Genomic DNA, 24963 nt, shown 5'->3' with positions numbered 1-24963 from the left:
AGAATGAATGAGAGGCGCTAGACGCCAACAAAAGATCGCTTGCTTCGTTTTCTTGTCCTTCGCCGGCCTGGTGGTTTTAGCGAAGCGCCTCAACCCGATCCCATCCCGAACTCGGCCGTTAAACGCTTCAGCGCCAATGGTACTATGGCTTAAGCCCTGGGAGAGTAGGTCGCTGCCAGGCCTGCCAAGGACAAGAAATCTTCCTCTTTCGATGTTCGAATACGAAAGCGCCGCTTCCGGAAACGGAGGCGGCGTTTTTGTTTGTGCGGTCGTCTTCGAATTGTCCGGCTTCCTGCGGCCCAGCCCATTGGCATCGCGCGTTCGGATCAACGACAGACATCTCGATTCCCTCAGTCGCGCGCATTGGCACCGAGGCCGGATCGAAATTCTCGAGACAGACACGTTGACGCCGGACTGATCCGGCACCGCGTGCTCGCGGTGAAACGTGTAGATGCCGCAGCGTGAGCAGAACAAGTGCTTCGCGCGATGCGCATTCCATTTGTAGACCGACAGAAGGTCCCACTCAGCACAGTGAGCGCGTTCTCGCGCACCTTGGTCATCAACGCGTTCTTCCGCCTGCACATGGAGCAATCGCGGGTCGCGGTTTCAGGTGATATCTGACACGAGCCTGAACGTCATCGCGCCGCCATGGCATGAACCGCGATAGGTCGACATGTGGACTCTCGTTGTTGTCGATCGCGAGCATCGGCAAGACCGGCGCGGCGTACAACAGATGAACTGCTCGCAGAACAATGTTTGGTGATCGCTGATGGCACCACAGGGTTGTGATCATTCAGCCATGATCGCCCGTTAGCTGGGGCCTGCGGAGTTCATGTGGAGTTCATTTCGAGTTCCCTAGCTTTCGACCGTCTAGATCTTCCACGGCCAACACCCTTCCGCCATCAAGACCAACCATCCCCCTTCAGGAGGAGACTTCCATGCCAGCATTGCTTCGTCCCGCCCTCTCCGCGTTCGGCGTCGCGTGCCTTGTGTCCGTGACATCGCTCGTCTCCTCGGGCGCGGCGTTCGCGCAGGCCAAGCCGCAGCCCGCACCGGCGCAGCAGGCTGCGCCGGCGCAACAGCAGGCGCCCGCGCTCAAGCAGATCGCGCTGACCGACAAGCAGCTCGACGGCGTGCTCGCTGCGCAGAAGGACATGGATGCGATCACGGAGAAGTTGCCGGAGAACAGCGCGCCCGACGCGAAGGTGATCGCCCAGCTGGACGGTGTCGCGAAGAAGCATGGCTTTGCCAGCTATGACGACTACAACAACGTCGTCGACAACATCAGCCTGGTGCTCGGCGGCTTCGATCCTGCGACCAAGAAATACGTCGGCAATGACGCCGTGATCAAATCGCAGATCGCGCAGGTTGAGGCCGACAAGAAGATGCCGGCCAAGGACAAGAAGGAGGCGCTCGACGAGCTCAACCAGGCCCTGAAGACGCCGGCGCCCGCGGTCGAGAACAAGGCCAACATCGATCTCGTCGGCAAGTATTACGACAAGCTGGTCGCAGCATTGGGTGACGATCAGAATTGAGGATGTCGGCGGCGCCGCCCTCGGTGCCCTAGGGTGGGCAAAGGCGCGATGGCGCCGTGCCCACGTTCTCGCTGATATGGACAGCACTGGTGGGACGCTTCCGCCTTCGCTCTTCGAGTTACGGCGGACAAGTTACTCCGCCCATCCTACGAAATCTGCCCCGAACAAAAAGCCCCGGAGTCATCTCCGGGGCTTTCGTCGTTTCTACTCTTCTTCGCCAATCGGTGTCTCAAGTCTTGGTGCGCATCCGCGCTACGAAGCTGACGAAGCTCAGCCCGGCCTCCTGGGTCCGCGGCCGCGAATTGTTGCGATCGGCCGATGGCGCGCACGGCATCACCAGAGTGGTGTGTCTTGTTGCGGTGCAGAAGCGATTGCCGCCAGTAACGAACGATACACACTCCACGAGAAGCCGAATTGAAAACTTCCAATGCTCGGGGCATCCTGATCCCATGATGATTTCAATTTTTATTATTTTCGCGGCGATTGCCATCATTGCGCTGACGGAACGGAGCGTCGAGCATCTGCCGTTTGCGGTCGCAGCCCTTCTCTTCAACGCTGCTTTGCTGCTGGTGTTTCTTGCTGATGTCGAGAGAGCGGTCCTGCTGTCCGGCATGCTGGCGGTCGCAATCGCCGGCATATCGATCGTCAAATTCAATCACAGCGCGCTCAAGCTGACCGTTTCCGATTTACCTCTGGCGTTTGCAGGCACAGTCCCATTCTTCGTACTGCAATATCCACGCATGATGCTGGGTGTTCTGGCGGGAAGCGTGCTGTTTGTCTTTGCTTCGGGCACGGTTCTGCTCTACGCGGCTGGATCTCCCATTCCAGTCGCGTCTCGCATTCTCTTGTTCATTCCGGCGCTCATCGGCTTTGCAAAGGCCTCGGCGTCGAAGGACGCTGAACTCTTGCGGCGGACCCTGACGCAAGGGCGGTGCTTCTACGCGACCTTCATGGCCTCGCTGGTTGATCCCGATTGCTGGCGACAGTTCGGCGGGTTGGCTCTCAGCGATATTGCAAACGAACCGCTGCCATTGAGGGAGGCCACGCCCGCGCGTTCGGCCTGTTCTCCGGATATTATCGTCATCCAGCACGAATCTGTCTTCGATCCGCGCATTTTCGGGCTTCCGATCGAGCCGGTCGTCGAAGCCTTCCTGTCCCCGCCAGATGGGGAATCTGGACGCCTGAACGTCGACATCTTTGGCGGAGGTTCGTGGCAATCCGAATTCAGCCTGCTCACCGGTCTTTCGAGTGCCAGCTTCGGTTCGAGCGCCTATTACCTGTTCAAGAAGGGCGCCGGCCGTTTTCACAGCAGCTTGCCTCGTTCGCTGGCATCGCTCGGCTACAAGACCACGCTCATATCCAGCTGTCGCCGCGGGTTTCTCAGTTACGACAAATTCTACGGCTCAATCGGCATCGACGAGCGCATCTTCGTCGACGAGCTTCCGCCGCCATTCGATGCGAGACGCTTCGAGGCCACAAATTCCGATGCGATGTTTCTGGATGCGGTCGTCGATGCGCATACCAAAGGGATCGCTGACGACCCGGCGCCGAGATTTCTCTATGCGCTGACCAACTTCAATCATGGTCCGCATCATCGGCAGCTCGTGCCATCAGGTCAATTCGAGAGGGAGCGCGCCTTTGCCATGGCGAGCTTCCCCGATGCCGGCTACGCGGAGTACTACGCGCGGCTGGCAGAGACCGCGACTGCCTGGCGAAGCCTCAGAGCCCGGCTCGCAAGCAGCTTCCCTGGGCGACCTGTTCTCATCGTGCACTATGGCGACCATCAACCCGTCTTGACGAAACAGATCGATCGACAGCTGAAACGCCCGGGCGACGGGCGGCGCCCGTTTGGTACGTTCTATGCGATCGAAGCCTTGAACATCCCCCATTTCAGCCCCGGAAGGGGCCCCGACCTCGATATCGCCTTTCTCGGAACTGTTGCCCTGCAACGGGCGGGCATTGCGCTTGACCCGATATTTGCCACGCGCGCGAGCTTGTTGGACGATTGCAGAGAAGCCTACTTCGCTTCAACCTCCGAACGGAAACGTCGTTTCCATCGCACGCTCGTGGATATGGGTCTGATAGACCTGATGCCCAACGCCAGGCAAGCTCGCTAGCTCGCCGCGCTCTGCCGCGGCTGGATTCCTGGTCGCGGCGTTGGGGCGACGATCGGGATGAGGATGTCGGCTGCCCCCTCGGCACCGTGGGGTGGGCAGAGGCGCGAATAGCGCCGTGCCCACGATCTCGCGGATGCGGACAGAACTGGCGGGCACGCTTCCGCCTTCGCTCTAGGAACTGTGGCGGACAAGCCGCTTTGCCCGCCCTACGAGAGTTGCGCTCGGCTCCGATCTCCCCCTCACTCCTGCTTCGCGAACGCCGCCTCCATCGCCTTCCGCGTCTTGATCGTCTCGTTGCCCGCGTCGAACTCGACATCGCTCCAGCGCACGATCTCGCCATGGGCGACGTCGTGCTTCAACCTGAGGCGATGGGCGAGGCCGATCGGCAGGGCGCTTGTCTTCAGGCTGGCGGCCGCCGACACCAGCTTGCCCCACACGGTGTAGCCGCCTTCGCCGTCCAGCATCTCGCCGGCGCGCAGATTGCGCTTGGCCACGGAGGCGACGTCGCCGCGGAAGCCGTAGGGCTGGCCGGTCGGTTCGGCCCGCAGGGCGGCCGACAGCACCGAGATGTTCAACTCGAGCCCGATCAGATGATAGGGCTTGTACATCGCGGCAAACCGTCCGCTGGCATCGGTCTTCAGGCCGTATTGCTTGAAGCAGTCGGCCGCGTAGTCGTTTGGCGCCTCCAACACGACATAGACGCCCCAGCGCAGATCGCGAAACACCGGCCGTCCGTCGCGCTCCAGCGAGGAGACGACCTCGACGATACCCGACCGTTCCAGCACGCCGCCGCGGGATCGCGGACGCATGATGTGCGGCAGGTCGTCGACGCCGCAGGGCGGAAACAAAAGTCCCTCCGAAGGCACATCGAGCCCGCAGGCGTTTGCGATCGCAGCCATCTCGATCGCCGATTTGGTGCCGTCGAGGAAGGAGTTGAACATCTGCGGATTCATGCCGGCCGACTGCGCTTCTCCCGCGGTCAGGCCATAATGCTGCCAGATCCCGTCAGGCGTCACGTCGTGATAGGCCGGCAGATATTTCGTGCCCTTGCCGGCGGCGACGACACGGAAACCCGTGGCGCGGGCCCAGTCGACCATCTCCGCCGTTAGCGCCGGCTGGTCGCCATAGGCGAGCGAATACACGACGCCGGCCTTCCGCGCTTCCTCGGCGAGCAGCGGGCCCGCGAGCACATCAGCTTCGACATTGACCATCACGATATGCTTGCCCGCCGCAATCGCAGCGCGTGCATGGCGGATGCCGACGGCGGGATTGCCGGTCGCCTCCACCACCACATCCATCGCGCCGCCGGCGATGGCGCGCGCGCCGTCATCGGTGAACACGGTGGCGGCGATCCGCTCGGCGCTCCAGCCCACGGTGCGGCAGGCCTCGCGCGCGCGTTCGCGGTCGATGTCGACGATGATGGGCACCTCCAATCCCGGCGTATGCGGCACCTGCGCCAGAAACATCGAGCCGAATTTGCCGGCACCGATCAGTGCAACGCGGACGGGCTTGCCGGTGGACGCGCGGGCCTGGAGGAGGCGGAAGAGGTTCATGGGGAAATCCGTAAATGCAACAATCAAAGCTCGTCATTCCAGGGCGCGCGAAGCGCGAGCCCGGAATCCATTCATCCACAATCTCTGCGGCCAGATGGATTCCGGCCTCGCACCCAAGAGGGCGCGCGCCGGAATGACAAATTACTCCGCCGCCTGCCGCGGTGCTCGCGCAAGTCGCAGCAAGGCGTCATCCTCCACCGTCTTGATCGGCGTAAAATCGCGATGGGCAATGTACTCCGGCCGCGTCGGCGTGCGGATGTAGTTCGAGACCGCGTTCAGCGTCAGATAGACGATCTTGCGCGGATAGGGCGTGATATTGCCGGCCGAGCCATGCACGAGATTGCCGTGGAACATCAGCATGCCGCCGGGCTTGCCGGTCGGCGCCACGATGCCGCCCTGCTTGACGAGGCGCGTCACGGTGTCCTCGTCCAGCGTCCACAACGGGTACGACGTGGTGGAGAGGTCATGCGAGGCCTGGAGATCGCCGGCGTTCTGGCTGCGCGGCACCAGCATCAAGGGGCCGTTGATCGGCATCACCTCATCGAGGAAGATCGCGATGTTCATCGCGCGGGGCTCCGGCATGCCGTCGTCGCGCTTCCAGGTGCCGTAATCCTGGTGCCATTGCCAGACGTCACCCGTGAAGGCCGATTTCGCGTTGATCTTGAACTGGTGCATGTAAACAGGCTCGCCGAACACCTGCTCGACCGGATCGATCATGCGCGGATGCGCGCCCAGGATGCCGAAGGCCTCGTTGTAGAGATGCGCGGCAAAAGCCGTGCGCGGCGCACCGCTCTTCTCGCGCCAGACTTCGGGCCGGTTGGCGTCGTAAATGCCTACCGCCTCGCGGGCGAGGAGATCGACCTCCTCTTGGGCAAACAGTTCGGGCAGGAACAGCCAGCCCTCGCGTTGGAAGAACTCCAATTGCTCCTGAGACAGTTTCATGGGCCGTCCTCCTGTTTTGTTTCTTGTTGTCGTTCCGGGGTGATGCGAAGCATCGAACCCGGAACCTCGAGATTCCGGATCGCGCTGTCGCGCGTCCGGAATGACGGCTCACTACGCCGCCACCTCGTCCGTCGCCCTCAATCTCTCCTCCGTCATCCGTCCCGCCGTCTGCGCATGCGCCAGCGCCGCGCGTTCGGCGGCTTTGGCGTCACCTGCGAGAATGTGCTTGGCGATATCGGCATGTTCCGCCCAGGCGCTGCCGCGATAGTCGAGCTCCGAGAGCACTGTTGCCATCGAGCGGCGCATATGCGGCCATTGCGGCGTGATCGTCTCCTCGATCACGGGATTGCCGGCGAGCTGATAGATCGCGCGATGAAATTCGACATCGAGCGCGATCAGCTCGGCGAGACCAGTCGTGCGATCGATGCGGCGTCCGGCGGCGAGCGCTGCGTCGAGCCGCGCGCGACCCGCCCCGTCGGTTGCGGCGCGCTGAGCTGCAAGTCGGGCGGCAAGTGCGTCGATGGCGCCGCGCACCTCGTAGAGCTGACGGATGCGCGCCGGATCGAGCTGGGTCACTTCAAAGCCGCGCCGGCCGCTCTCGGCGACGAGCCCCTGCCGGTGCAACAAATGCAGCGCATGCGACACCGGCTGGCGCGAGACGCCGAGCTTGTCGGCGAGTTCGTTCTGCCGGATGCGCTGGCCGGGCTGCAGCGTGCGGTCGGAGATCGCCTCCAGGATCCGGGCATAGACCTGGTCGATCAGGTTCGGCAGCGGGTCGAGAGGGATCACGCCGGTGGCTCCAAAATGGAATACGGAATTCCGTATTCGAAGGTATCGCGGGAGGGGGAAGCCGTCAATGGCTGGCGGTTTCTGTTGGATAAGCCTTTGATTCTATTGGGGTGACCTACTGTGCATGGGGTTGTTTTCGCGGAAGTTGCCTCGTCCGCTATTCCGCCAGGAATCTGCTGACCACCTCGCCGAACTCCTGCGGTGCCTGCTCGAACATCCAGTGGCCGGCGTTGGGGATCACCGCCGTCTGCGCGCCCGCGATATGCTCGGCCAGCACGCGCCACATCACCGACAGGCTGCCGGTGGTGGCGCCGCCGCCGATCAGCAGCGTCGGCCTCCTGATCGCGTGCGCATCCGCAAGCGTATACGGCCTGCGCTGCTCGTCGATCTGGCCGAGGAAGGTCAGCGTGTTGTCGCGCAGTTGCTGTTTGGCCGCCGCCGGCACCCGCCGCCAGGAGCCGTCGCCTTCGATGCCTTCGTAGAAATTCTGCAGCGCGCCTTCGATGTCGCCGGCGCGGATCATCTCGACCGAGCGCATCGTCTTCGCAGCCAGCGGCGGATGCGCGGGCGTGCCTTCGGGGAGCGGCAGACTCGCGTCGAGATCGCCGCCAGGCTCTGCGAGCACCAGCTTGCGCAATAGATCCGGCCGCGCCTGCGCGACGCGGAACGCGATGTGCCCGCCGCGCGAATGGCCCATCAGATCGACCGGGCCGGGCTGCACCTGCTCGATGAAGGCGATCGTGTCGGCGACATGCTGGGCCATCTTGTAGTCGTCGCCGACGGCATCCCAATGTTCGGGAAAGAAGTGCCGCAGGCTGACCGAGATCGCGCGATGCTTCTTCGACAGCGGGCCGAGCACCGCATACCAGGTGCGGAAATCCCCGAGCGTGCCGTGCACGCAGACCAGCGGATGGCCCTCGCCGACTTCGAGATAGGCCATGTCGTAACCATTGACGCGAAAGCTCTGCATGATCAGCTCGCCAGAAAATCCAGGACCACTTCGGAATATTTCTGCGGCGCCTGCTCGAACATCGGATGCGTCGCGTTCGGGATGATCGCCGTCTTGGAGTAGGGCACGTGCGTGGCGAGCGCGTGCAGCACCTTCGGCAGCAGGCCCTTGGTCCGTGCGCCAAGGATGAACAGGGTCGGCATTTTGATCGACTCCGCGTCGGCCTTCGAGAACGGCGGACGATTGTCGCGGACCTGGCCGATCAGGGTGGTGGCGTTGTCGCGCAGATTCTGCTTCACCATCGCCGGCAGCCGCGGCCAGGTGCCGGCACCCTCCAGCGTGTCGACGAAGACGGCGAGGCCGCCGTCGACGTCGCCGGCCGAAATCTTCTCGGCCGAGGCCGTGAACCGCGCCAGCAGCGGCGAGGGACCGCCGGCGTAATTCGGATCGAGGCTCGCATCGAGCTCGCCGCCCGGCTCAGCCAGCACCAGTCGCCGCAGCAGATCCGGCCGCTGCTGCGCCACGCGGAAGCAGATGTGGCCGCCGCGGGAATGGCCCATCAGGTCGACCGGGCCGAGGTCAAGCTTCTCGATGAAAGCGATGACGTCACTGACATGCTGGGCGATCGAATAGGTGTCGCCGACGCCGTCCCATTGTGCGGGGAAGAAGTGCCGCAGGCTGACAACGATCATCCGGTGACGCTGTGTCAGCGGCCCGAGCACGCAGCTCCAGACCCGGAAGTCGGAGAGCGAGCCGTGCACGCAGACCAGCGGCGGCCTATCTCTGTCCTCGCCCACGTCGAGATAGGGCATGTCGTATCCGTTGACGCGGAGGCTTTGCATTCAGGGCTCGCGGAAAGGTGTGCGGAACTCCTGTGCAAGATTCCCGGAAACCGGGTGGATCGCAACTATTTCCAAGCCTAGATTTAGGCCGAGATGACAATGGGGCCATGCGAGAAGGACGCAACCCAGGAACCTAGCCATGACCGACCAGCATTTTGCCCTGTTCGACACCGAGATCGGCCTCTGCGCCATCGCCTGGGGCCCGCGCGGCATCAACGGCACACAGCTCCCGATGGGTGGCGAGCAGAAGATTCGCACCCGCATCAGCCAGCGCCATGCGGATGCCAGCGAAGCCGAACCGACTCCCGAGGTGCAGCACGCGATCGACCGGATCGTGAAGCTGCTCGCGGGCGAGCACGATGACCTCACCGACATCCCGCTCGACCTCGATGGCGTGCCCGAGTTCAATCGCGGCGTCTACGAGATCGCCCGCGCGATCCCGCCCGGCAAGACCATGACCTATGGCGATATCGCCAAGCGCCTCGGTGGCGTCCAGCTCTCGCGCGATGTCGGCCAGGCACTCGGACACAATCCGTGCCCGATCGTCGTGCCCTGCCATCGCGTGCTCGCTGCAGGGAACAAGCCCGGCGGATTCTCGGCGAATGGCGGCGTGGTGACGAAGCTGAAGATGCTCGAGATCGAAGGCGCGCTGGTCAACCACACGCCGAGTTTGTTTGATTGAGGCTTAAATCTTCGCCGCCGTCTTCGGCCAATATCTGTCGCGCAGATGCCGCTTCACCAGCTTCCCCGTGGGTGTGCGCGGCAGTTCGGCCTCGAAATCGATCGAGCGTGGGCACTTGATGGCTGAGAGACGCGTCTTGCAATAGGCCATCAGGTCGGCCTCGAGCTTCTTGCCCGCGCGGGTCATGTCGTGCGGCTGCACCACCGCCTTCACCTCTTCGCCCATCTCCTCGTTCGGCACGCCGAACACCGCGACGTCAGCGACCTCCGGGTGGCTGATGAGCACGTCCTCGGTCTCTTGCGGATAGATGTTCACGCCGCCCGAGATGATCATGTAGGACTTGCGGTCGGTGAGGAAGAGAAAGCCGTCCTTGTCGAGATAGCCGACATCGCCGAGCGTCGACCAGCCCTTGGCGTTGTAGGCCTTCTTCGTCTTCTCGGGATCGTTGTGGTAGGTGAACGCGGGCGCGTCGGCGAAATAGACCGTGCCGATCTCACCTAGCGGCTGCTCCTCGTCGTTCTCGTCCAGGATCTTGATCTTGCCGACCACGGCGCGGCCGACGCTGCCGCGATGCTCCAGCCATTGCTGCGAGTTGCAGACGGTGACGCCGTTGCCTTCCGAGCCCGCGTAATACTCGATCAGGATCGGGCCCCACCACTCGATCATCTTTGCCTTGACGTCGACCGGGCAGGGCGCGGCGGCGTGGATTGCGCCCTGCAGCGTCGAGACGTCGTATTTTGTGCGGATCTCGTCGGGCAGCTTCAGCATGCGCACGAACATCGTCGGGACGAGCTGCGACTGCGTGACCTTGTACTTCTCGACGAGCTTCAAAAAGTCCTCGGCGTCAAAATGCTCCATGATGATGGAGGTGCCGCCGAGCACGATCGCCATCATGTTGAAACGCAAGGGAGCCGCGTGATAGAGCGGTGCCGGCGAGAGATAGGTGCTCTCGGCATTCATGCCGCACATGTCGGCGCAGAGCACTCGCAGGAAAGCGTTGGGCACGTCGATCGCGTTGCCTTCGAAGGCCTTCTTGATTCCCTTCGGCCGGCCGGTCGTGCCCGACGAATAGAGCATGTCGTAGCCGGCAACCTCGTCGGCAATCGGCGTGGTCGGCTGCGCGGCCGCTTCCTTGTCGTAGGAGCGGAAGCCGGGCAGCGGCTCGTCAACCATGTAGAAGATCGGCTCGCCGGGCGCGCCCTTGATCAGGGCCTTGATCTGGTCGGCGCATTTCGGCGTGGCGATTACGACCTTCGCGCCGCAATCGCTGATGATGTAGTCGATCTCGTCCTGCTTCAGATAGCGGCTGATCGCGGTGTAATAGAGCCCGCTGCGCTGCGCCGCCCAGCAGATCTCCATGAAGGCGAGGCGGTTTTCCATCAGCAGCGCGATGTGGTCGCCGGCCTTCAGCCCGAGCGAGCGGAACAGGTTCGCACCCTGGTTCGAGAGTTCGTCGAGTTCGCGATAGGTGATCGCCTTGCCGGTCCCGGCCATCTGGTAGGCGATCTTGTCGGGCGTGGAGCGGGCGTAGATAGAAGGGTGAGTCATCGTCGAGATCTCGCAACAATAACGGTGTCATCCCGGCGAAGGCCGGGATCCATGGCCACCGATCCAGATTGTTGAAGCACGATGTCGCCCAGCTCGCCTCACCACAGATTGCTGTGGCTATGGGTCCCGGCCTTCGCCGGGACGACACCTTCAATGCAGCAGCAGCTTACAGCCGCTCGACGATCGTCACGTTGGCCATGCCGCCCCCCTCGCACATGGTCTGCAGGCCGTAGCGCTTGCCGCGCTCATGCAGGGCGTGGACCAGCGTCGTCATCAGCTTGGTGCCGGAGCCGCCGAGCGGATGGCCGAGCGCGATCGCGCCGCCATTGACGTTGAGGCGTGCCGGATCGGCGCCGGTGGTCTTCAGCCAGCCGGTCGGCACCGAGGCAAAGGCCTCGTTGACCTCGAACAGGTCGATGTCGCCGATCTTCATGCCGGCCTTCTCCAGCGCGCGCTTGGTGGCGTGCAGCGGCGCGTCGAGCATGATGACGGGATCGCCGCCGGTCATGGTCATGTGGTGGATACGCGCCAGCGGCTTCACGCCAAGCTGCTTGAGACCGCGTTCGTTGACGACCATCACGCCGGAGGCGCCGTCGCAGATCTGGCTGGCGCTGGCAGCGGTGAGCTTGCCGTTCTCGGCGATCAGCTTGACGCCCTTGATGCCATCGAGCGTGGCATCGAAGCGGATGCCTTCGTCGATGTGGTGAGTGTCCTTGCTGCCGTCCGCGCGGGTGATCTCGAGCGGTACGATCTCTTTCTTGAAGTGACCGGCTTGCGTCGCCGCGATCGCGCGCCGATGGCTGTTGAAGGAGTATTCGTCGAGATCATCCTTCGACAGGCCGTACTTCTCGGCCATCATCTCGGCGCCGGTGAATTGGCTGAATACGATGTTCGGATATCTCGCCTCGATGCCGGGGCTCTTGTAATGGCCGAAGCCGTTCTTGGCGGCGAGTTGCGAGGACAGGCCCATCGGCACGCGCGTCATCGATTCCACGCCGGCCGCGATCACCACGTCCATGGTGCCGGACATCACGGCCTGCGCCGCGAAATGCAGCGCCTGCTGCGAGGAGCCGCACTGACGGTCGATCGAGGTGCCCGGCACGCTCTCCGGCAGCCTGGATGCCATGATGGCGTTGCGCGCGACGTTGTTGGACTGCTCACCGACCTGCATCACGCAGCCCATGATCACGTCCTCGACCAGGGCAGGATCAACCTTGGTGCGATCGACCAGCTCGTTTAGCACCTTCGCGGCGAGATCGGCTGGATGCCAGCCGGCGAGGCGGCCCCCCTTGCGCCCGCCCGCGGTGCGCGCAGCGGCGACGATATAAGCCTCGGCCATTTCGGTCTCTCCCACGATTGTTCTTGATAGGGTTGGGTTGTCGGAGCGGATTTAAGGGACGGGATATCGTTTAGTCAATCGATCAATTAACTCTTGTGGGGAGGCGCTGCTTGGGCTTATCTGCGGCCCGCTCGCGTGACGAGAACAAGGGATCTCCGTGACTACCAGCGTACCGAACAGGCTTCCGAGCGGAAAGAATTCCACGGCAGAGAAATTGCTGGTGGCCGCTAGCGAGTTGATGATCGAACGCTCATCGATCGAGATCTCGCTCTCTGACATTGCTCAGAAATCGGGGGCGAACGCCGCGCTGGTCAAATATCATTTCGGCAACAAGGACGGCCTGCTGCTGGCGCTGCTCGCGCGCGACGCCGCGACCGAGATGTCCAATCTTGAATATCTGCTGGCGCAGCCGATCACCTCGACGGCGAAGCTGAAGCTGCACATCGCCGGCATCATCCGCGCCTATCACCGGTTCCCCTACATGAACCGGCTGATCCACTATCTCCTGCACGAGAGCGTTGCGGGCTCCGCGGACGAGGTCTCGAAATTCTTCGTCGCGCCGCTGCTCGACTTTCATCGCCGCCTGCTCGCCGAGGGCGTCAGCCGCGGCGAGTTCCGCGCCACCGATCCGGTGCTGTTTTACACCAGCCTGATCGGCGCCTGCGATCACCTGTTCTTCGGTCGGCACGCGATGTCTCGCGCGACCGGCGTCGGTCCGGTCACCGATGACGTCTGCCGGCAATACATCAAGCACATGGAAACGCTGATCTGCAGCGGCATCCTCACGCAAGCCGGGGAGGCCGCCGCCGTGGCTGGATAGTCCGGCCACCACTGCCAAAGTCTAGAGAAGAAACGCCCAAGGAAAGGTAGCCTGTCATGGAATTGAAAAACGTAGCCGTTCTCATCACCGGTGGTGGGTCGGGTCTCGGTGAAGCGACCGCCCGCGCCATGGCGGCCAAGGGTGCCAAGATCGGCGTGATCGATCAGAACAAGGACAATGCCGAGAAGGTTGCTGCCGAAGTGAAGGGCGTCGCGCTTCATGCCGACGTCACCAGCGAGGAGCAGATCAAAGCGGCGATCGCGAAGGCGGAAGCGGCGCACGGCGTTGCCCGCGTGCTGATGAACTGCGCCGGTATCGGCGGGTCGCAGCGCATCGTCGGCCGCGACGGCGTCTATCCCTTGGAGAAGTTCGCGCGCATCATCAATGTCAACCTGATCGGCACTTTCAACTGCCTGCGTCTGTTCGCCGAGCACCTCGTCACGATTGAGCCCGTCGGTGAAGAGCGCGGCGTCATCATCAACACCGCCTCGGTCGCCGCTTACGAAGGTCAGATCGGCCAGATCGCCTACTCTGCCTCGAAGGGCGGCGTCGTCGGCCTGACACTTCCCGCCGCGCGCGACCTCGCCAGCCAGAAAATCCGCGTCAACACCATCGCGCCCGGCCTGTTCTTCACGCCACTGCTGATGGGGTTGAACGAAGAAGCCCGCAAGAGCTTAGGGGCCCAGGTGCCGCATCCTTCGCGCCTCGGTGATGCCAAGGAATACGGCGCGCTCGCGGTGCACATCGTCGAGAACGCGATGCTCAACGGCGAGACGATCCGTCTCGACGGCGCCATCCGCATGGCTCCGCGGTAGCTCCGCCGTCGTCCTGGCGAAAGCCAGGACCCATTACCACCGGCGCCTTTGGTTGAGCGCGCTCAATCGGCGTCGGTGTTCAACAATAAAAGCCTGTGGTGATGGGTCCTGGATCTGCGCTCGCTTTGCTCGCTTGTCCAGGACGACGATGGGGAGCCGTCCATGTCCCAACCGCTGCTGATCGAGCATGACGCCGGCGTCGACCGGGTGACGCTCAATCGTTCCGACAGTCTCAACGCGCTCGATCCTGCGCTGATCGATGCGCTCAATGCCTACTTTCAGAGTCTTCAACGCAACCGTGATACGCGCGTCGTCGTACTCAAAGGCGCCGGCAAGAGCTTCTGTGCTGGCCTCGATCTCAAGGCCGCGATGGCGCGCCGGGCCGGGCAGCAGGAGCCGCCCGGCGTCACGGAGTCGCTGGACTCGCAGCGGCGCATCGCCGACATCGTGATGTTGATGCGGCGCTGTCCGCAACCGATCCTGTCGCTGGTGCAGGGTGCGGCCGCAGGCGGCGGCTTTGCGCTCGCGCTCGCTTCCGACATCCGCATCGCGACGAAGTCGGCGCGCATGAACTGCGCCTTCATCAAGCTTGGGCTTGGCGGCTGCGACATCGGCACCAGCTATTTCTTGCCACGCCTCGTCGGCGTCTCCGTGGCCTCCGAGCTGATCCTGACCGGGCGCTTCATCGGCGCCGAGCGTGCGCTCGCGGTCGGGCTCGTCTCCGAGGTCGTTGACGAAGACAAGCTCGACGCGGCGGCCGAGCCTTACGTTGATGCGATGATGACGGCCTCGCCGGTTGGGCTGCGCTTGTCAAAGGAATGTCTCAACATGAGCGTCGATGCCGGGTCGCTGGAAGCGGCGATTGCGATGGAGGACCGCAACCAGGTCCTGTGCAGCCGCTCCGAGGAGTTTTCGGAAGGCATCAGGGCCTTCCTTGAGAAGCGAAAGCCTGTCTATATCAAGCGCTGAAGCAACAAAGATCCGCAAAGGACAATAATTCCGGGAGACGCAAAATGAGTGGAAGCGCGGCGGCGGCGATGTCAAAGCCCGCCTTTCGCAAGGTCGAGTGGCTCGCGCGCGACATCGCTGTCGAACGGCGCGCCGATGGCACGGTGGTGCTGAAGTCGCGCATTCCGTTGCAGGCCTACGAAAAGCATCTTCCGGCTTCGCTGGCGAAATGGGCCAAGGAAGCGCCCGAGCGCATCTGGCTCGCGCAGCGCGGCGGGCCCAACCGCGAATGGCGCAAGGTGTCCTATGGCGAGGCCAAGCGCACCGTGGACGCGTTGACGCAGGCGCTGCTCGACCTCAGGCTCGACGGGCGCCCGGTGGCGATCCTCTCCGGCAACTCGATCGAGCATGCGTTGATGACGCAGGCCGCGATGCAGGCGCGTGTCCCGGCTGCGCCGGTGTCGCCAGCCTACTCTCTGATGAGCCACGATCACGTCAAGCTGAAGTATCTGTTCGACCTGATCAAGCCAGCCGTGGTGATGGTGCAGGACGGCCCGATCTTCGAGAATGCGCTGAAGGCGCTCGATCTCAACGGCGCTACCGTCGTTCATGTCGTGCGGCCCTGCGAGGACATCAAGAGCGTCAGCTTCGCCGAGCTCGCCGCGACGCCCGTGACTGCTGATGTCGAAGCATCGATCGCAAGGATCACGCCTCACACCGTCGGCAAGCTGCTGTTCACGTCAGGCTCGACCGGCATGCCCAAGGCCGTCATCAACACGCAAGAGATGATGTGCGCCAATGCTGCCATGATGATGCAGGTGCGGCCGCGCACGCCGGGCGGTCCGCTCGCCACCGTGCTGGACTGGATGCCCTGGAACCACACCATGGGCGGCAATGCCGCGTTCCACCCGGTGCTGGTGGATGGCGGCACGCTCTTTATCGACGACGGCCGGCCTATGCCGGGCCAGCTCGAGGAGACCATCAAGAATCTCCGCGAGATATCGCCGACCTATTACGCCAACGTGCCGGCCGGCTATGCCGCGCTCGCCGCTGCCATGGAGAAGGACGACGCGCTCTGCCGTTCATTCTTCAAGAACCTATTGATTATGGCCTATGGCGGCGCGCGGCTGCCGGATGATCTCTACGACCGCATGCAGGCTCTCGCGGTGAAAACCACCGGCGAGCGCATCGTATTTTACACCGGCTGGGGCTCGACCGAGACCGCGCCGACCTCGACCGGCACCTATTGGGATACTGAGCGCGTCGGCCTGATCGGCCTGCCGTTCCCCGGCGTCGAATTGAAAATGGTGCCGTGCGGTTCGAAATACGAGCTGCGCCTGCGCGGCGTCAACGTGACGCCCGGTTATTTCGGTCAGCCTGATCTCACTAAGAAGATGTTCGACGAGGAGGGTTTTTACTGCATCGGCGATGCCGGCATCTTTGTCGACGACACCGATCCGGTGAAGGGCATCATCTTTGCGGGGCGCGTCGTCGAAGACTTCAAGCTCACCACCGGCACCTTCGTGCATGTCGGCTCGCTGCGTACCGATGCGATCGCTGCCGCGACGCCTGTCGTGCATGACGCGCTGGTCGCGGGGCAGGATCGCGCCTTCATTGGCCTTCTCGCCTGGCCGAACCTGCATGCCTGCCGCCAACTCGTCGGCAATCCCGATCTCAGCTTCGAGGAGGCGGTGAAACACCCCGAGGTCGTCGCGTGCTTCAAGCGCGGGCTCCAGGCCCACAACAAGGAGTGCGAAGGTGCCAGCAGCCGCATCATCGCGCGCGCCATGCTGATGGTCGAGCCGCCCTCGATCGACGGCAACGAACTCACCGACAAGGGCTACATCAACCAGCGCGCCGGGCTGGAGCGCCGCTCCGCGCTGGTGGAGCGGCTGTATGCGGACACGCCGGACCAGGACGTGATCGTGCTTCGATGAGTGCGCAGCTCTCTCACCTCGTCATTCCGGGATGGCCCTAAGGGCTCGCGGCTTTGTCGCGCCCCGGTATGACGGCATCAATGAAAACAACGAATAAACAAGGGTAAGCCGCCATGAACTTCGATTTCTCTGACGACCAGAAGCAGCTCCGTGACCAGGCGCGCAAATTCCTCACTGAGAAGTGCTCGCCCAAGGCGGTGCGTGTCGTGCTTGATGGCAAGGCGCCATACGATAAGGAGCTTTGGAAGGGCCTCGCGGAGATGGGGTTCCTCGGCGTTGCGATCCCCGAAGAATTTGGCGGCGCGGGTGCCGGCCATCTCGAGCTCTGCGTGATCGCGGAGGAGATGGGCCGGGCGAACGCGCCGGTGCCGTTCTCCTCCACCGTCTATCTCGCGGCTGAGGCGCTGCTGATCGCCGGCAGCGACGCGCAAAAGAAGAAATGGCTGCCCGCGATTGCCTCGGGCGATGCGATCGGCACGCTGGCGCTGTTCGAGGGCAAGGGCAATCCGGCGCCGAAGGCCGTCAAGCTCGCGGCTGCGAATGGCGTGCTCAACGGCGTCAAGAAGCCGGTCCCGGACGGTGCGATCGCCGACTTCGCGGTAGTTGCCGCGCGCACGGGATCGAGCGGCCGCGACGGCGACATCTCGCTGTTTCTGGTCGACCTTAAGGCTGCCGGTGTCGAGGTCAAAAATCTCACCAATCTGGATCCGACCCGCGGGCAAGCCGAAATCACTTTCAAGGACTGCAAGGCGGAGCCGCTTGGTGCGGCCGGCGAAGGCTGGAGTATTCTGTCTCAAGTGCTCGACCGCGCCGCGGTGCTCTGCGCCTTCGAGCAGGTCGGTGGCTCCGATCGTGCGCTGGAGATGGGCCGCGACTACGCGCTCGACCGCATCGCCTTCGGCCGCCAGATCGGCTCGTTCCAGGCGGTCAAGCACATGTTGGCAGATATGTACGTCTCGGCGACGCTGGCGCGCTCCAACAGCTATTACGGCGCCTGGGCGCTCTCGACCAACGCGGCTGAGCTGCCGGAAGCCGCTGCGGCTGCACGCATCAGCGCAACGCAGGCCTTCCAGCACTGCGCCAAGAACAACATCCAGGTTCACGGCGGCATGGGTTTCACCTGGGAGTTCGACTGCCACATGTATTACCGCCGGGCCAATGCGATGGCGCTGGGCTTGGGCAGTCTCACCTATTGGGAAGACCAGCTGATCGACCGCATGCGCAAAAAGAACGCGGCGTGATGTTGTCGTCATTCCGGGGCGCGCGCAGCGCGAACCCGGAATCCCGATCTGAGTCAGTAACCTCTGGATTCCGGGCTCGATGCTTCGCATCGCCCCGGAATGACGGAAGAAGAGAATAACCATGAACTTCGACGACACCCCGCAAGAGGCCGAATTCCGCGCCACTGCGCGTGCCTGGATCGGTGCGAACGCGCCCAAGCAATATGAGGACGAGCTGCGCAAATCGTCGCTCGGCCGCACCGTGCTCAAGAACGCCAACCTTCTCGAGGTCGCAAAGGCCTGGCAGAAAAAGAAGGCCGATGCCGGCTGGGCCTGCCTGCACTGGCCGAAGGAATATGGCGGCCGCGGTTCGACGCCGATCGAGCGCGTGATCTGGCAGCAGGAAGAAGGGCCGTTCGGTCAGCTGTCCCGCATGTTCATCATCGGCCACGGCATGTGCGGGCCGACCATGATGGCGTTCGCGCGCGAGGAGCATAAGCGCACATATCTGCCGCCGCTCGCCTCCGGCGAAAAGGTCTGGTGCCAGTTGTTCTCCGAGCCCGCCGGCGGCTCAGACGTTGCAGGCCTGCGCACGCGTGCGGAGAAGGACGGCGACGACTGGGTGATCAACGGCCAGAAGATCTGGACCTCGGGCGCGCATTATTCCGATTACGGCATCTTGCTCACCCGCACCGATCCAACCGTGCCCAAGCACAAGGGCCTCACCATGTTCTTCCTGGACATGAAGAGCCCCGGCGTCGAGGTGCGGCCGATCAAGCAGGCGAGCGGCGCCTCGGACTTCAACGAGGTCTATTTCACCAACGTCCGCATTCCCGATCACCAACGCCTCGGCGAGGTCGGCGACGGCTGGAACGTCTCGCTGACCACGCTGATGAACGAGCGCAGCGCGATCGGTGCGGCCGTCTCGACCGGCTTCCCCGAGCTGTTCGAATATTGCTCCAGCCTGATGCTCGACGACGGTCCGGCGATCGAGGATCGCGCGGTGCGCTCGAAGCTGGCGAACTGGGCGGTGAAGGCGAGCGGGCTGAAATACACCAGCATGCGCGCGATCTCCGCGCTGTCGAGGGGCGAGCGGCCGGGGCCGGAAAACTCCATCGGCAAGCTGGTGGCGGGGTCGATGATCCAGGATGTCGCGACCTACGCGCTGGACTTGCAGGGGGCGAGCGGCGTGGTCAGCGGCGATGATGCCGAGCTCGCGGGCCGCTTCCAGGCCATGCTGCTGCGTGCGCCGGGTACGCGGGTCGAAGGCGGTACCGACGAGATCATGCGCAACATCATTGCGGAGCGCGTCTTGGGCTTGCCCGGTGATATCCGTGTCGACAAGGACGTGCCGTTCAACAAGATCCCGACCAAAGGAAGAAACTAGCCGTCATTCCGGGGCGATGCGAAGCATCGAACCCGGAATCTCGAAATGAGTAACTAACCTCTAGATTCCGGGTTCGCCCTTCGGGCGCGCCGGAATGACACAAAGAGAGAGGCCGCCATGAATTTCGACGACACCCCGCAGGAAGCCGCATTCCGCGAGACCGCACGCAAATGGGTCGACGCCAACGCGCCGAAGGAGTTCGAGCAGGAGCTGTCGAAATCCTCGCTTGGCCGCATCAGGCTTGCGAAGCACGACATGGTTGAGGTCGGCAAGGCCTGGCAGAAGAAGAAGGCGGAAGGCGGCTGGGCTTGCCTGCACTGGCCGAAGGAATATGGCGGCCGCGGCGCCACCCCGATCGAGCGCGTGATCTGGCAGCAGGAAGAGGGTGTCTACGGCAAGCTGACGCAGCCGTTCCAGATCGGCGAGGGCATGTGCGGTCCGACCGTGATGGCCTGGGGCAGCGAAGATGCCAAACGCCGCTATCTGCCGAAGCTCGCCTCGGGCGAGGAGATCTGGTGCCAGCTGTTCTCCGAGCCGTCGGCCGGCTCCGACGTCGCGGGCCTCCGCACGCGCGCGGAGAAGAAGGGCGACAATTGGGTCGTCAATGGTCAAAAGATCTGGACCTCCGGCGCGCATTATTCCGACTACGGCTTGTTGATCGCCCGCACCGATCCGAATGTGCCTAAGCATAAGGGCCTCACCATGTTCTTCCTGGACATGAAGAGCTCGGGCGTCGAGGTGCGGCCGATCAAGCAGGCCAACGGCATGCAGGAGTTCAACGAGGTCTATTTTACCGACGTCGTGATCTCCGACAGCCAGCGGCTCGGCGCTGTCGGCGAGGGCTGGAGCGTGTCGCTGACCACGCTGATGAACGAGCGCATGTCGATTGGCGCGCGGCTCGCAACCGGTGTGCCTGAGATGTTTGAATTTTGCTCGAACCTCATGCTTGAAGACGGGCTCGCGATCGACGATCCCGCCGTGCGCTCAAAGCTCGCGAGCTGGGCAGTGAAGTCGAGCGGGCTGAAATACACCAGCTACCGCGCGATCTCGGCTCTGTCGAAAGGCGAGCGGCCGGGTCCGGAGAATTCGATCGGCAAGCTCGTCTCGGGCATGATGCTGCAGGACATCGCGACCTACGCCATGGATCTCCAGGGCGCGGCCGGCGTGCTCACAGGCAGCGATGAGGAGACGGTGCACGGCCAATTCCAGCAGATGTTGTTGTCCTCGCCCTCGATGCGCATCGCCGGTGGCACCGACGAGATCCTGCGCAATATCATCGCCGAGCGCGTGCTGGGCCTGCCGGGCGACATCCGCGTCGACAAGGACGTGCCTTATAACAAGATCCCGACCAAGGGGCGGTGATGTGGCATCGTAGGGTGGGTTAGCGCAGCGTAACCCACCTCTTCTGCCGACGCGGAAACAAAAGACGTGAGTTGCGCCTTCGGCTAACCCACCCTACGAAGAGAACCAATCCATGGACGCTAAAGTGACTCAAAACAATCGCATTGGCGTGCTCGAAGAGCTCCTCAACGAGCGCTACTCCGTTCGCGCCTTCCTTCCCAAGGAAGTCAATCGCGCGACCATCGAGCATGTGCTGACGACCGCGCAGCGCACCGCGTCCTGGTGCAACAGCCAGCCCTGGCAGGTCATCATCGCCAGCGGCGAGGCCAAGGAACGCTTCCGCCAGCTGATCTACAAGGAAGCCTCAGGCGGTCTTGGCGATGATTATGATTTCACGCCACCGCGCGAATATGTCGGTGTCTATCTCGAACGCCGCCGCGAGAGCGGCTTCCAGCTCTACAATACGCTCGGCATTCCCCGTGGTGACAAGATCGGCTACGCCAAGCAGGCGCTGGAGAACTACAATTTCTTCGGCGCGCCGCATGTCGCCATCATTCATACCAACGAGCCGCTCGGCGTCTACGGTGCGATCGATTGCGGGGCCTATGTCTCGAATTTCATGCTCGCTGCGCAGGCGCTCGGACTTGGCACGATTCCGCAGGCCGCGCTCGCCCGCCATTCCGGCCTGATCCGCCGCCACTTCAACTTGCCCGACGATCGCCGTGTCGTCTGCGGCATCTCGTTCGGCTATGCCGACAATGCGCACAAGGTCAACAGCTATCGCACCTCGCGCGCAACGATCGCCGACACGGTGATGTTCGTCGAGAAATGATCGCGCGAGGTTCAGCTGCCCGCATGCGAGCGAAGACGGCCGCGCAAACGGCCGTCCTCACAGCTGACGCCTTCAGTCGATTGACGCGTTATCCGCCGCTGCCGCCGATGACGGCGCGCACGGTCTCGTCGGGTCCGAAGTCCTCGGCACCGTCGACATAAAGCAGTGCGGCGAGCTTCGAGCGCGCGCGGTTGACGCGGCTCTTTATGGTGCCGACGGCACAGCCGCAGATCGAGGCCGCATCCTCGTAGGAGAAGCCCGAGGCGCCGACCAGGATCAAGGCTTCGCGCTGGTCCTGCGGAAGCTTGTCGAGCGCGGTGCGAAACTCCTCGAACTCGAGATGGGCATTCTGCGAGGGCTGTGTCTTCAGCGTCTTGGCATAATTGCCCTCGGCATCCTCGACCTCGCGCCGCCGCTTGCGATAGTCGGAGCGGAACAGGTTGCGCAGGATCGTGAACAGCCATGCCGGCAGGTTGGAGCCGGGCTGGAACGAGTCGATGTTGGCGAGTGCGCGGAGCAGCGTCTCTTGCACCAAATCGTCGGCGCGGTCCGCATTGCCGCTGAGCGAGATCGCGAACGCGCGCAGGCTCGGCACGGCCGCCAGGATGTCGTCACGCAGGGAGTTCGTGAGAGGCATTAATCCCTCCCATGGTTGTCGTTGGAGCCCCCAGCTCCACTCTCGTTTTGGGATCCAGCTCCCGGCGCATCAAGCTTTTTGATGAGCTCCGCGAACCGGTCCGGAACCCCTTGCCGTACGACATCGTCGTACATGGCGCGCAGTTGGTGCCCAATCCGGGATTGAATCTCCGGAGTTAGGCCTCCCTTGCCGGGGGTCGTGCTTTTGCTGGCTTGAGACTTGAGATCTTTCATGACCTGTTCCACGTTTCCCCGAGTTAAGTGACTGCAAAATCGAGAAGTTTTCTCAACCGGGAGCCGTTCCCTGGACGAGTTCAATTCCAGGTTCGACAAAAAGTTCCCCCCTCCGCGGAACTTTTCTTCTCCTGAGGCGTAATCAGCCCCAGCAGGGGAACCCGGGCCTCCCCTCATCTGGTTCGTCAAGGTTGGCCCGATGATGAATGGAGTGGGGATGTCCCGTTCACAGCTCGTTGCTGAACATTTGCCGTTGTTGCGCCGGTATGCGCGCGCCCTGACGGGCAGCCAGGCCTCCGGCGACGCTTACGTCGCAGCCATGTTGGAGGCCATGTTGGGAGATCCGTCGGTGCTCGACGAGACCCATGGACCCCGGGCCGGCCTGTTCCGGCTGTTCACCCAGATCTGGAATTCGGTCTCCGTGAACGACGATTCCGAGGTGGCGACGCTGCCGATGCCGCCGGAGCGGCGGCTGTCCAACATCACGCCGCTGCCGCGGCAAGCCTTCCTGCTGCTCTCCCTCGAAGGATTTTCGGAAGAGGAAGTCGCCTATATTCTCGCGACCGATGTCGCCGAGACACGGCGGTTGGCCGATGCTGCCGGCCGCGAGATGGCGGCCGAGATCGCAACCGACGTCCTGATCATCGAGGACGAGACCTTCATCGCCATGGACCTCGAGAGCCTGGTGAAGAATCTCGGCCATAACGTCGTCGGCGTCGCGCGCACTCATGCTGATGCGGTGGCGCTGGCCAAGAACAGGCGGCCGGGCCTCATCCTCGCCGACATCCAGCTCGCCGACGGCTCGTCGGGCCTGGATGCCGTCAACGAACTGCTCCGCACCTTCGAGGTACCGGTGGTGTTCATCACCGCCTATCCGGAGCGCTTCCTCACCGGCGAGCGCCCGGAGCCGGCCTTCCTGATCTCAAAGCCGTTCCAGCCCGCGATGGTCTCGGCGGTGGCGAGCCAGGCGCTGTTCTTCCAGCGCAACTCGCGCAACCGCACGCCCAAAGCGCCGGCGGCGTAACAAGGCGCCCGCGGCGGTAACAGGCAACGATCCGTCATTCGGCAATCTGATCCGGCGTGCTGCGAGGCACGCCGGATTTTTCGTGCCCGCTTGACGGGCGCTGCGTGCGCCGCCCATACCTCGCGCATCGCCCGAATTGGAGAGATGCCCATGGACCAGCAACTGCTCGACCGCCTCGCCATTCGCGACCTCGTCGAGAACTGGGCGGTGTGGCGCGACGCTGGTGACTGGGAACGCTTTGCCACCGTCTGGCATGAAGAGGGGTGGATGTCCGCCACCTGGTTTCAGGGGCCGGCACGCGATTTCATGCGCGTCAGCCAGGAAGGCTTTGCCAAGGGCGTGCGCATCCTGCATTTCCTCGGCGGCACCAGCATCGATCTTTCGGGCGAGCGGGCCATTGCGCAGACCAAGATGACGATCTCGCAGCGGGCCGTGGTGCACGACGTGCTCTGCGACGTCGTCTGCACCGGCCGATTCTACGATTTCCTGGAGAAGCGGCAGGGCAAGTGGGGCATCGTCCGCCGCCAGCCGATCTACGAGAAAGACCGGATTGACCCGGTCGATCCCGCCGCGACGCTCCGCCTCGATCAGCAGACCCTCGCCGCGTTGCCGGAAGGCTACCGCCACCTCGCCTACATGCAAGAATTGATCGGCTACAAGGTCAAGCGCGACATGCCGGGCCTGATCGGGTCAGAGGTCGAGAAGCTCTATGGCGAAGGGCGGGACTGGCTCGCGGGGAAGGCGAAGTGAACGCCAGACAAAAGTAAGGCGCGACTGGCATCACCACAGTCGCGCCCTACGTCACCGGCTTATGGGGCAGGGGGGAATAGCCGGCTGTTGAAACGACTCCCAGGTGCGGGAGTCGTTCCAGGCGGTTGCAAATATTTTTGTGCGGGGTGCAGTGAATTTGGCACACGGTTAAGTGATCTTAACGTCTGGGAAACTCCGGTCCTCCCCTCGCGTTGTTCCCGCGATCGCCATGGGGCGAGGGACCAGCAATCATGTCACAGATTCAAAAGGTATTTTTGGGTGCCGTCGCAATTGCTGCGACGCTTGGCGCCGTACAGGTCGGCGCCGTGCAACTGGCCTCCGGCCATGATCTGGCCGACCGCTGGCAAGCTGTCGTCGACCAGCCGAACCAAATCCCCGGCCGCAACGTCGCAACTCACAACGTCAATCGCACCAGCAAGTCCGACCGGCTCGGCGACCTGAAGCCGGCTGCGGTTCCCACCCGCACCGTCTCGATGCGGCTGAACGACCTGCCGGATACGTCGGTGCTGTTGCGCGTTCCCGCGGTCATCGAGACCGGTAACGCGAAGCCGGCTCCGACGCTGCTGAAGCCGGGCCGCAAGCCGACGATTGCCTGCGAGCCGATGGTCAGCTCCCTGACCGAGGTCGCAAAACTGCTCCAGCCCGGCCGCTGCGTGACCTGATCCGCGTCGGCCCTCATGCAAAGCCGCCCTCCTTTCGGGA

The 24963-nt window shown here is 63.3% G+C and carries 23 protein-coding genes and 1 rRNA gene; 15 read left to right on the top strand and 9 right to left on the bottom strand.

Annotation, left to right across the window (positions count from 1 at the left end; genetic code table 11):
• The first annotated feature begins 66 nt into the window (after positions 1-66).
• From rrf to ACWAT4_RS36280, 3 genes are all read left to right on the top strand, one after another.
• Positions 67-181 (top strand): 5S ribosomal RNA (rrf, locus tag ACWAT4_RS36290).
• A 757-nt stretch (positions 182-938) separates the two neighbouring features.
• A complete protein-coding gene (locus ACWAT4_RS36285; protein WP_212426140.1) occupies positions 939-1535 on the top strand; it encodes a hypothetical protein in 597 nt (198 codons plus the stop codon).
• Positions 1536-1774: 239 nt separating this feature from the next.
• Positions 1775-3652 (top strand): sulfatase-like hydrolase/transferase, encoded by a 1878-nt coding sequence (locus ACWAT4_RS36280; protein ID WP_349630117.1) that lies wholly within the window; start codon positions 1775-1777, stop codon positions 3650-3652.
• 239 nt (positions 3653-3891) lie between these two features.
• Here the strand turns inward: ACWAT4_RS36280 and ACWAT4_RS36275 are convergent, their stop codons facing one another.
• The 5 genes from ACWAT4_RS36275 to ACWAT4_RS36255 form a co-directional block, all read right to left on the bottom strand.
• A complete protein-coding gene (locus tag ACWAT4_RS36275) occupies positions 3892-5205 on the bottom strand; it encodes an NAD(P)H-dependent oxidoreductase (RefSeq protein ID WP_449729313.1) in 1314 nt (437 codons plus the stop codon).
• 141 nt (positions 5206-5346) lie between these two features.
• Positions 5347-6147 (bottom strand): phytanoyl-CoA dioxygenase family protein, encoded by an 801-nt coding sequence (locus ACWAT4_RS36270; RefSeq protein ID WP_449729312.1) that lies wholly within the window; start codon positions 6145-6147, stop codon positions 5347-5349.
• Between the two features lie 111 nt (positions 6148-6258).
• Positions 6259-6936: a GntR family transcriptional regulator gene (locus ACWAT4_RS36265; RefSeq protein WP_212297299.1), complete on the bottom strand. Its 678-nt coding sequence runs from the start codon at positions 6934-6936 to the stop codon at positions 6259-6261.
• Between the two features lie 157 nt (positions 6937-7093).
• Entirely contained in the window at positions 7094-7906 is an 813-nt protein-coding gene (locus ACWAT4_RS36260; protein WP_212297298.1) for an alpha/beta fold hydrolase, read from the bottom strand.
• Between the two features lie 2 nt (positions 7907-7908).
• On the bottom strand, positions 7909-8727 hold the full coding sequence (locus ACWAT4_RS36255) for an alpha/beta fold hydrolase (protein ID WP_212297297.1): 819 nt from the start codon (positions 8725-8727) through the stop codon (positions 7909-7911).
• Positions 8728-8866: 139 nt separating this feature from the next.
• Between ACWAT4_RS36255 and ACWAT4_RS36250 the strand changes: the two genes are divergently transcribed.
• Positions 8867-9409, top strand: a complete 543-nt coding sequence (locus ACWAT4_RS36250; RefSeq protein WP_212297296.1) for a methylated-DNA--[protein]-cysteine S-methyltransferase — start codon at positions 8867-8869, stop codon at positions 9407-9409.
• Positions 9410-9412: 3 nt separating this feature from the next.
• On the opposite strand, the gene ACWAT4_RS36245 is transcribed toward ACWAT4_RS36250, so the two are convergent.
• Entirely contained in the window at positions 9413-10957 is a 1545-nt protein-coding gene (locus tag ACWAT4_RS36245) for an acyl-CoA synthetase (RefSeq protein WP_449729311.1), read from the bottom strand.
• Positions 10958-11123: 166 nt separating this feature from the next.
• Positions 11124-12296 (bottom strand): acetyl-CoA C-acetyltransferase, encoded by a 1173-nt coding sequence (locus ACWAT4_RS36240; protein WP_449729310.1) that lies wholly within the window; start codon positions 12294-12296, stop codon positions 11124-11126.
• 157 nt (positions 12297-12453) lie between these two features.
• Between ACWAT4_RS36240 and ACWAT4_RS36235 the strand changes: the two genes are divergently transcribed.
• From ACWAT4_RS36235 to ACWAT4_RS36200, 8 genes are all read left to right on the top strand, one after another.
• Positions 12454-13116: a TetR family transcriptional regulator gene (locus tag ACWAT4_RS36235; protein ID WP_212297293.1), complete on the top strand. Its 663-nt coding sequence runs from the start codon at positions 12454-12456 to the stop codon at positions 13114-13116.
• Positions 13117-13172: 56 nt separating this feature from the next.
• Positions 13173-13931, top strand: coding sequence for an SDR family NAD(P)-dependent oxidoreductase (locus ACWAT4_RS36230; protein ID WP_449729309.1), 759 nt, complete (start codon positions 13173-13175; stop codon positions 13929-13931).
• Positions 13932-14093: 162 nt separating this feature from the next.
• Complete coding sequence (locus ACWAT4_RS36225) at positions 14094-14900, top strand: enoyl-CoA hydratase/isomerase family protein (RefSeq protein WP_449729308.1); 807 nt, start codon at positions 14094-14096, stop codon at positions 14898-14900.
• Between the two features lie 44 nt (positions 14901-14944).
• A complete protein-coding gene (locus ACWAT4_RS36220) occupies positions 14945-16816 on the top strand; it encodes an AMP-binding protein (RefSeq protein ID WP_212297290.1) in 1872 nt (623 codons plus the stop codon).
• A 113-nt stretch (positions 16817-16929) separates the two neighbouring features.
• Complete coding sequence (locus tag ACWAT4_RS36215; protein ID WP_449729307.1) at positions 16930-18057, top strand: acyl-CoA dehydrogenase family protein; 1128 nt, start codon at positions 16930-16932, stop codon at positions 18055-18057.
• Between the two features lie 121 nt (positions 18058-18178).
• A complete protein-coding gene (locus ACWAT4_RS36210; protein WP_449729306.1) occupies positions 18179-19423 on the top strand; it encodes an acyl-CoA dehydrogenase in 1245 nt (414 codons plus the stop codon).
• Between the two features lie 117 nt (positions 19424-19540).
• Positions 19541-20785: an acyl-CoA dehydrogenase gene (locus ACWAT4_RS36205; RefSeq protein ID WP_212297287.1), complete on the top strand. Its 1245-nt coding sequence runs from the start codon at positions 19541-19543 to the stop codon at positions 20783-20785.
• A gap of 112 nt (positions 20786-20897) precedes the next feature.
• On the top strand, positions 20898-21596 hold the full coding sequence (locus tag ACWAT4_RS36200; protein WP_212426153.1) for a nitroreductase: 699 nt from the start codon (positions 20898-20900) through the stop codon (positions 21594-21596).
• Positions 21597-21684: 88 nt separating this feature from the next.
• Here ACWAT4_RS36200 and ACWAT4_RS36195 read toward each other — a convergent pair whose 3' ends face one another.
• Together ACWAT4_RS36195 and ACWAT4_RS36190 are read right to left on the bottom strand one after the other, a co-directional pair.
• Positions 21685-22233 carry a sigma-70 family RNA polymerase sigma factor gene (locus ACWAT4_RS36195; protein ID WP_092288831.1) on the bottom strand — a complete coding sequence of 183 codons (549 nt, stop codon included), beginning with the start codon at positions 22231-22233 and terminating at the stop codon, positions 21685-21687.
• Positions 22233-22466: a NepR family anti-sigma factor gene (locus ACWAT4_RS36190; RefSeq protein ID WP_212297285.1), complete on the bottom strand. Its 234-nt coding sequence runs from the start codon at positions 22464-22466 to the stop codon at positions 22233-22235. The genes ACWAT4_RS36195 and ACWAT4_RS36190 overlap by 1 nt, the downstream gene beginning before the upstream one ends.
• A gap of 217 nt (positions 22467-22683) precedes the next feature.
• On the opposite strand from ACWAT4_RS36190, the gene ACWAT4_RS36185 reads away from it, so the two are divergent.
• The 3 genes from ACWAT4_RS36185 (at position 22684) to ACWAT4_RS36175 (ending at position 24923) form a co-directional block, all read left to right on the top strand.
• Positions 22684-23490, top strand: a complete 807-nt coding sequence (locus tag ACWAT4_RS36185) for a response regulator (protein ID WP_212426154.1) — start codon at positions 22684-22686, stop codon at positions 23488-23490.
• A 150-nt stretch (positions 23491-23640) separates the two neighbouring features.
• Positions 23641-24240, top strand: a complete 600-nt coding sequence (locus ACWAT4_RS36180) for a nuclear transport factor 2 family protein (RefSeq protein WP_449729305.1) — start codon at positions 23641-23643, stop codon at positions 24238-24240.
• Between the two features lie 251 nt (positions 24241-24491).
• Positions 24492-24923, top strand: coding sequence for a hypothetical protein (locus ACWAT4_RS36175; RefSeq protein WP_212297282.1), 432 nt, complete (start codon positions 24492-24494; stop codon positions 24921-24923).
• The last annotated feature ends 40 nt before the right edge of the window (positions 24924-24963 follow it).

This window comes from Bradyrhizobium sp. T-1 (genome assembly GCF_053592855.1).
Note: the sequence above shows the minus strand (reverse complement) of the source record. Positions and strands in the feature narration are given on the sequence as shown.

Bases quoted from the DNA above. Each gene is read 5' to 3' on its own strand.
- ACWAT4_RS36215 (WP_449729307.1), top strand. From the start codon at position 16,930: ATGAACTTCGATTTCTCTGACGACCAGAAGCAGCTCCGTGACCAGGCG.
- ACWAT4_RS36245 (WP_449729311.1), bottom strand. From the start codon at position 10,957: ATGACTCACCCTTCTATCTACGCCCGCTCCACGCCCGACAAGATCGCC.
- ACWAT4_RS36230 (WP_449729309.1), top strand. From the start codon at position 13,173: ATGGAATTGAAAAACGTAGCCGTTCTCATCACCGGTGGTGGGTCGGGT.
- ACWAT4_RS36255 (WP_212297297.1), bottom strand. From the start codon at position 8,727: ATGCAAAGCCTCCGCGTCAACGGATACGACATGCCCTATCTCGACGTG.
- ACWAT4_RS36175 (WP_212297282.1), top strand. From the start codon at position 24,492: ATGTCACAGATTCAAAAGGTATTTTTGGGTGCCGTCGCAATTGCTGCG.
- ACWAT4_RS36205 (WP_212297287.1), top strand. From the start codon at position 19,541: ATGAATTTCGACGACACCCCGCAGGAAGCCGCATTCCGCGAGACCGCA.
- ACWAT4_RS36250 (WP_212297296.1), top strand. From the start codon at position 8,867: ATGACCGACCAGCATTTTGCCCTGTTCGACACCGAGATCGGCCTCTGC.
- ACWAT4_RS36190 (WP_212297285.1), bottom strand. From the start codon at position 22,466: ATGAAAGATCTCAAGTCTCAAGCCAGCAAAAGCACGACCCCCGGCAAG.
- ACWAT4_RS36270 (WP_449729312.1), bottom strand. From the start codon at position 6,147: ATGAAACTGTCTCAGGAGCAATTGGAGTTCTTCCAACGCGAGGGCTGG.
- ACWAT4_RS36260 (WP_212297298.1), bottom strand. From the start codon at position 7,906: ATGCAGAGCTTTCGCGTCAATGGTTACGACATGGCCTATCTCGAAGTC.
- ACWAT4_RS36200 (WP_212426153.1), top strand. From the start codon at position 20,898: ATGGACGCTAAAGTGACTCAAAACAATCGCATTGGCGTGCTCGAAGAG.
- ACWAT4_RS36285 (WP_212426140.1), top strand. From the start codon at position 939: ATGCCAGCATTGCTTCGTCCCGCCCTCTCCGCGTTCGGCGTCGCGTGC.
- ACWAT4_RS36275 (WP_449729313.1), bottom strand. From the start codon at position 5,205: ATGAACCTCTTCCGCCTCCTCCAGGCCCGCGCGTCCACCGGCAAGCCC.
- ACWAT4_RS36195 (WP_092288831.1), bottom strand. From the start codon at position 22,233: ATGCCTCTCACGAACTCCCTGCGTGACGACATCCTGGCGGCCGTGCCG.
- ACWAT4_RS36220 (WP_212297290.1), top strand. From the start codon at position 14,945: ATGAGTGGAAGCGCGGCGGCGGCGATGTCAAAGCCCGCCTTTCGCAAG.
- ACWAT4_RS36225 (WP_449729308.1), top strand. From the start codon at position 14,094: ATGTCCCAACCGCTGCTGATCGAGCATGACGCCGGCGTCGACCGGGTG.
- ACWAT4_RS36180 (WP_449729305.1), top strand. From the start codon at position 23,641: ATGGACCAGCAACTGCTCGACCGCCTCGCCATTCGCGACCTCGTCGAG.
- ACWAT4_RS36210 (WP_449729306.1), top strand. From the start codon at position 18,179: ATGAACTTCGACGACACCCCGCAAGAGGCCGAATTCCGCGCCACTGCG.
- ACWAT4_RS36185 (WP_212426154.1), top strand. From the start codon at position 22,684: ATGTCCCGTTCACAGCTCGTTGCTGAACATTTGCCGTTGTTGCGCCGG.
- ACWAT4_RS36240 (WP_449729310.1), bottom strand. From the start codon at position 12,296: ATGGCCGAGGCTTATATCGTCGCCGCTGCGCGCACCGCGGGCGGGCGC.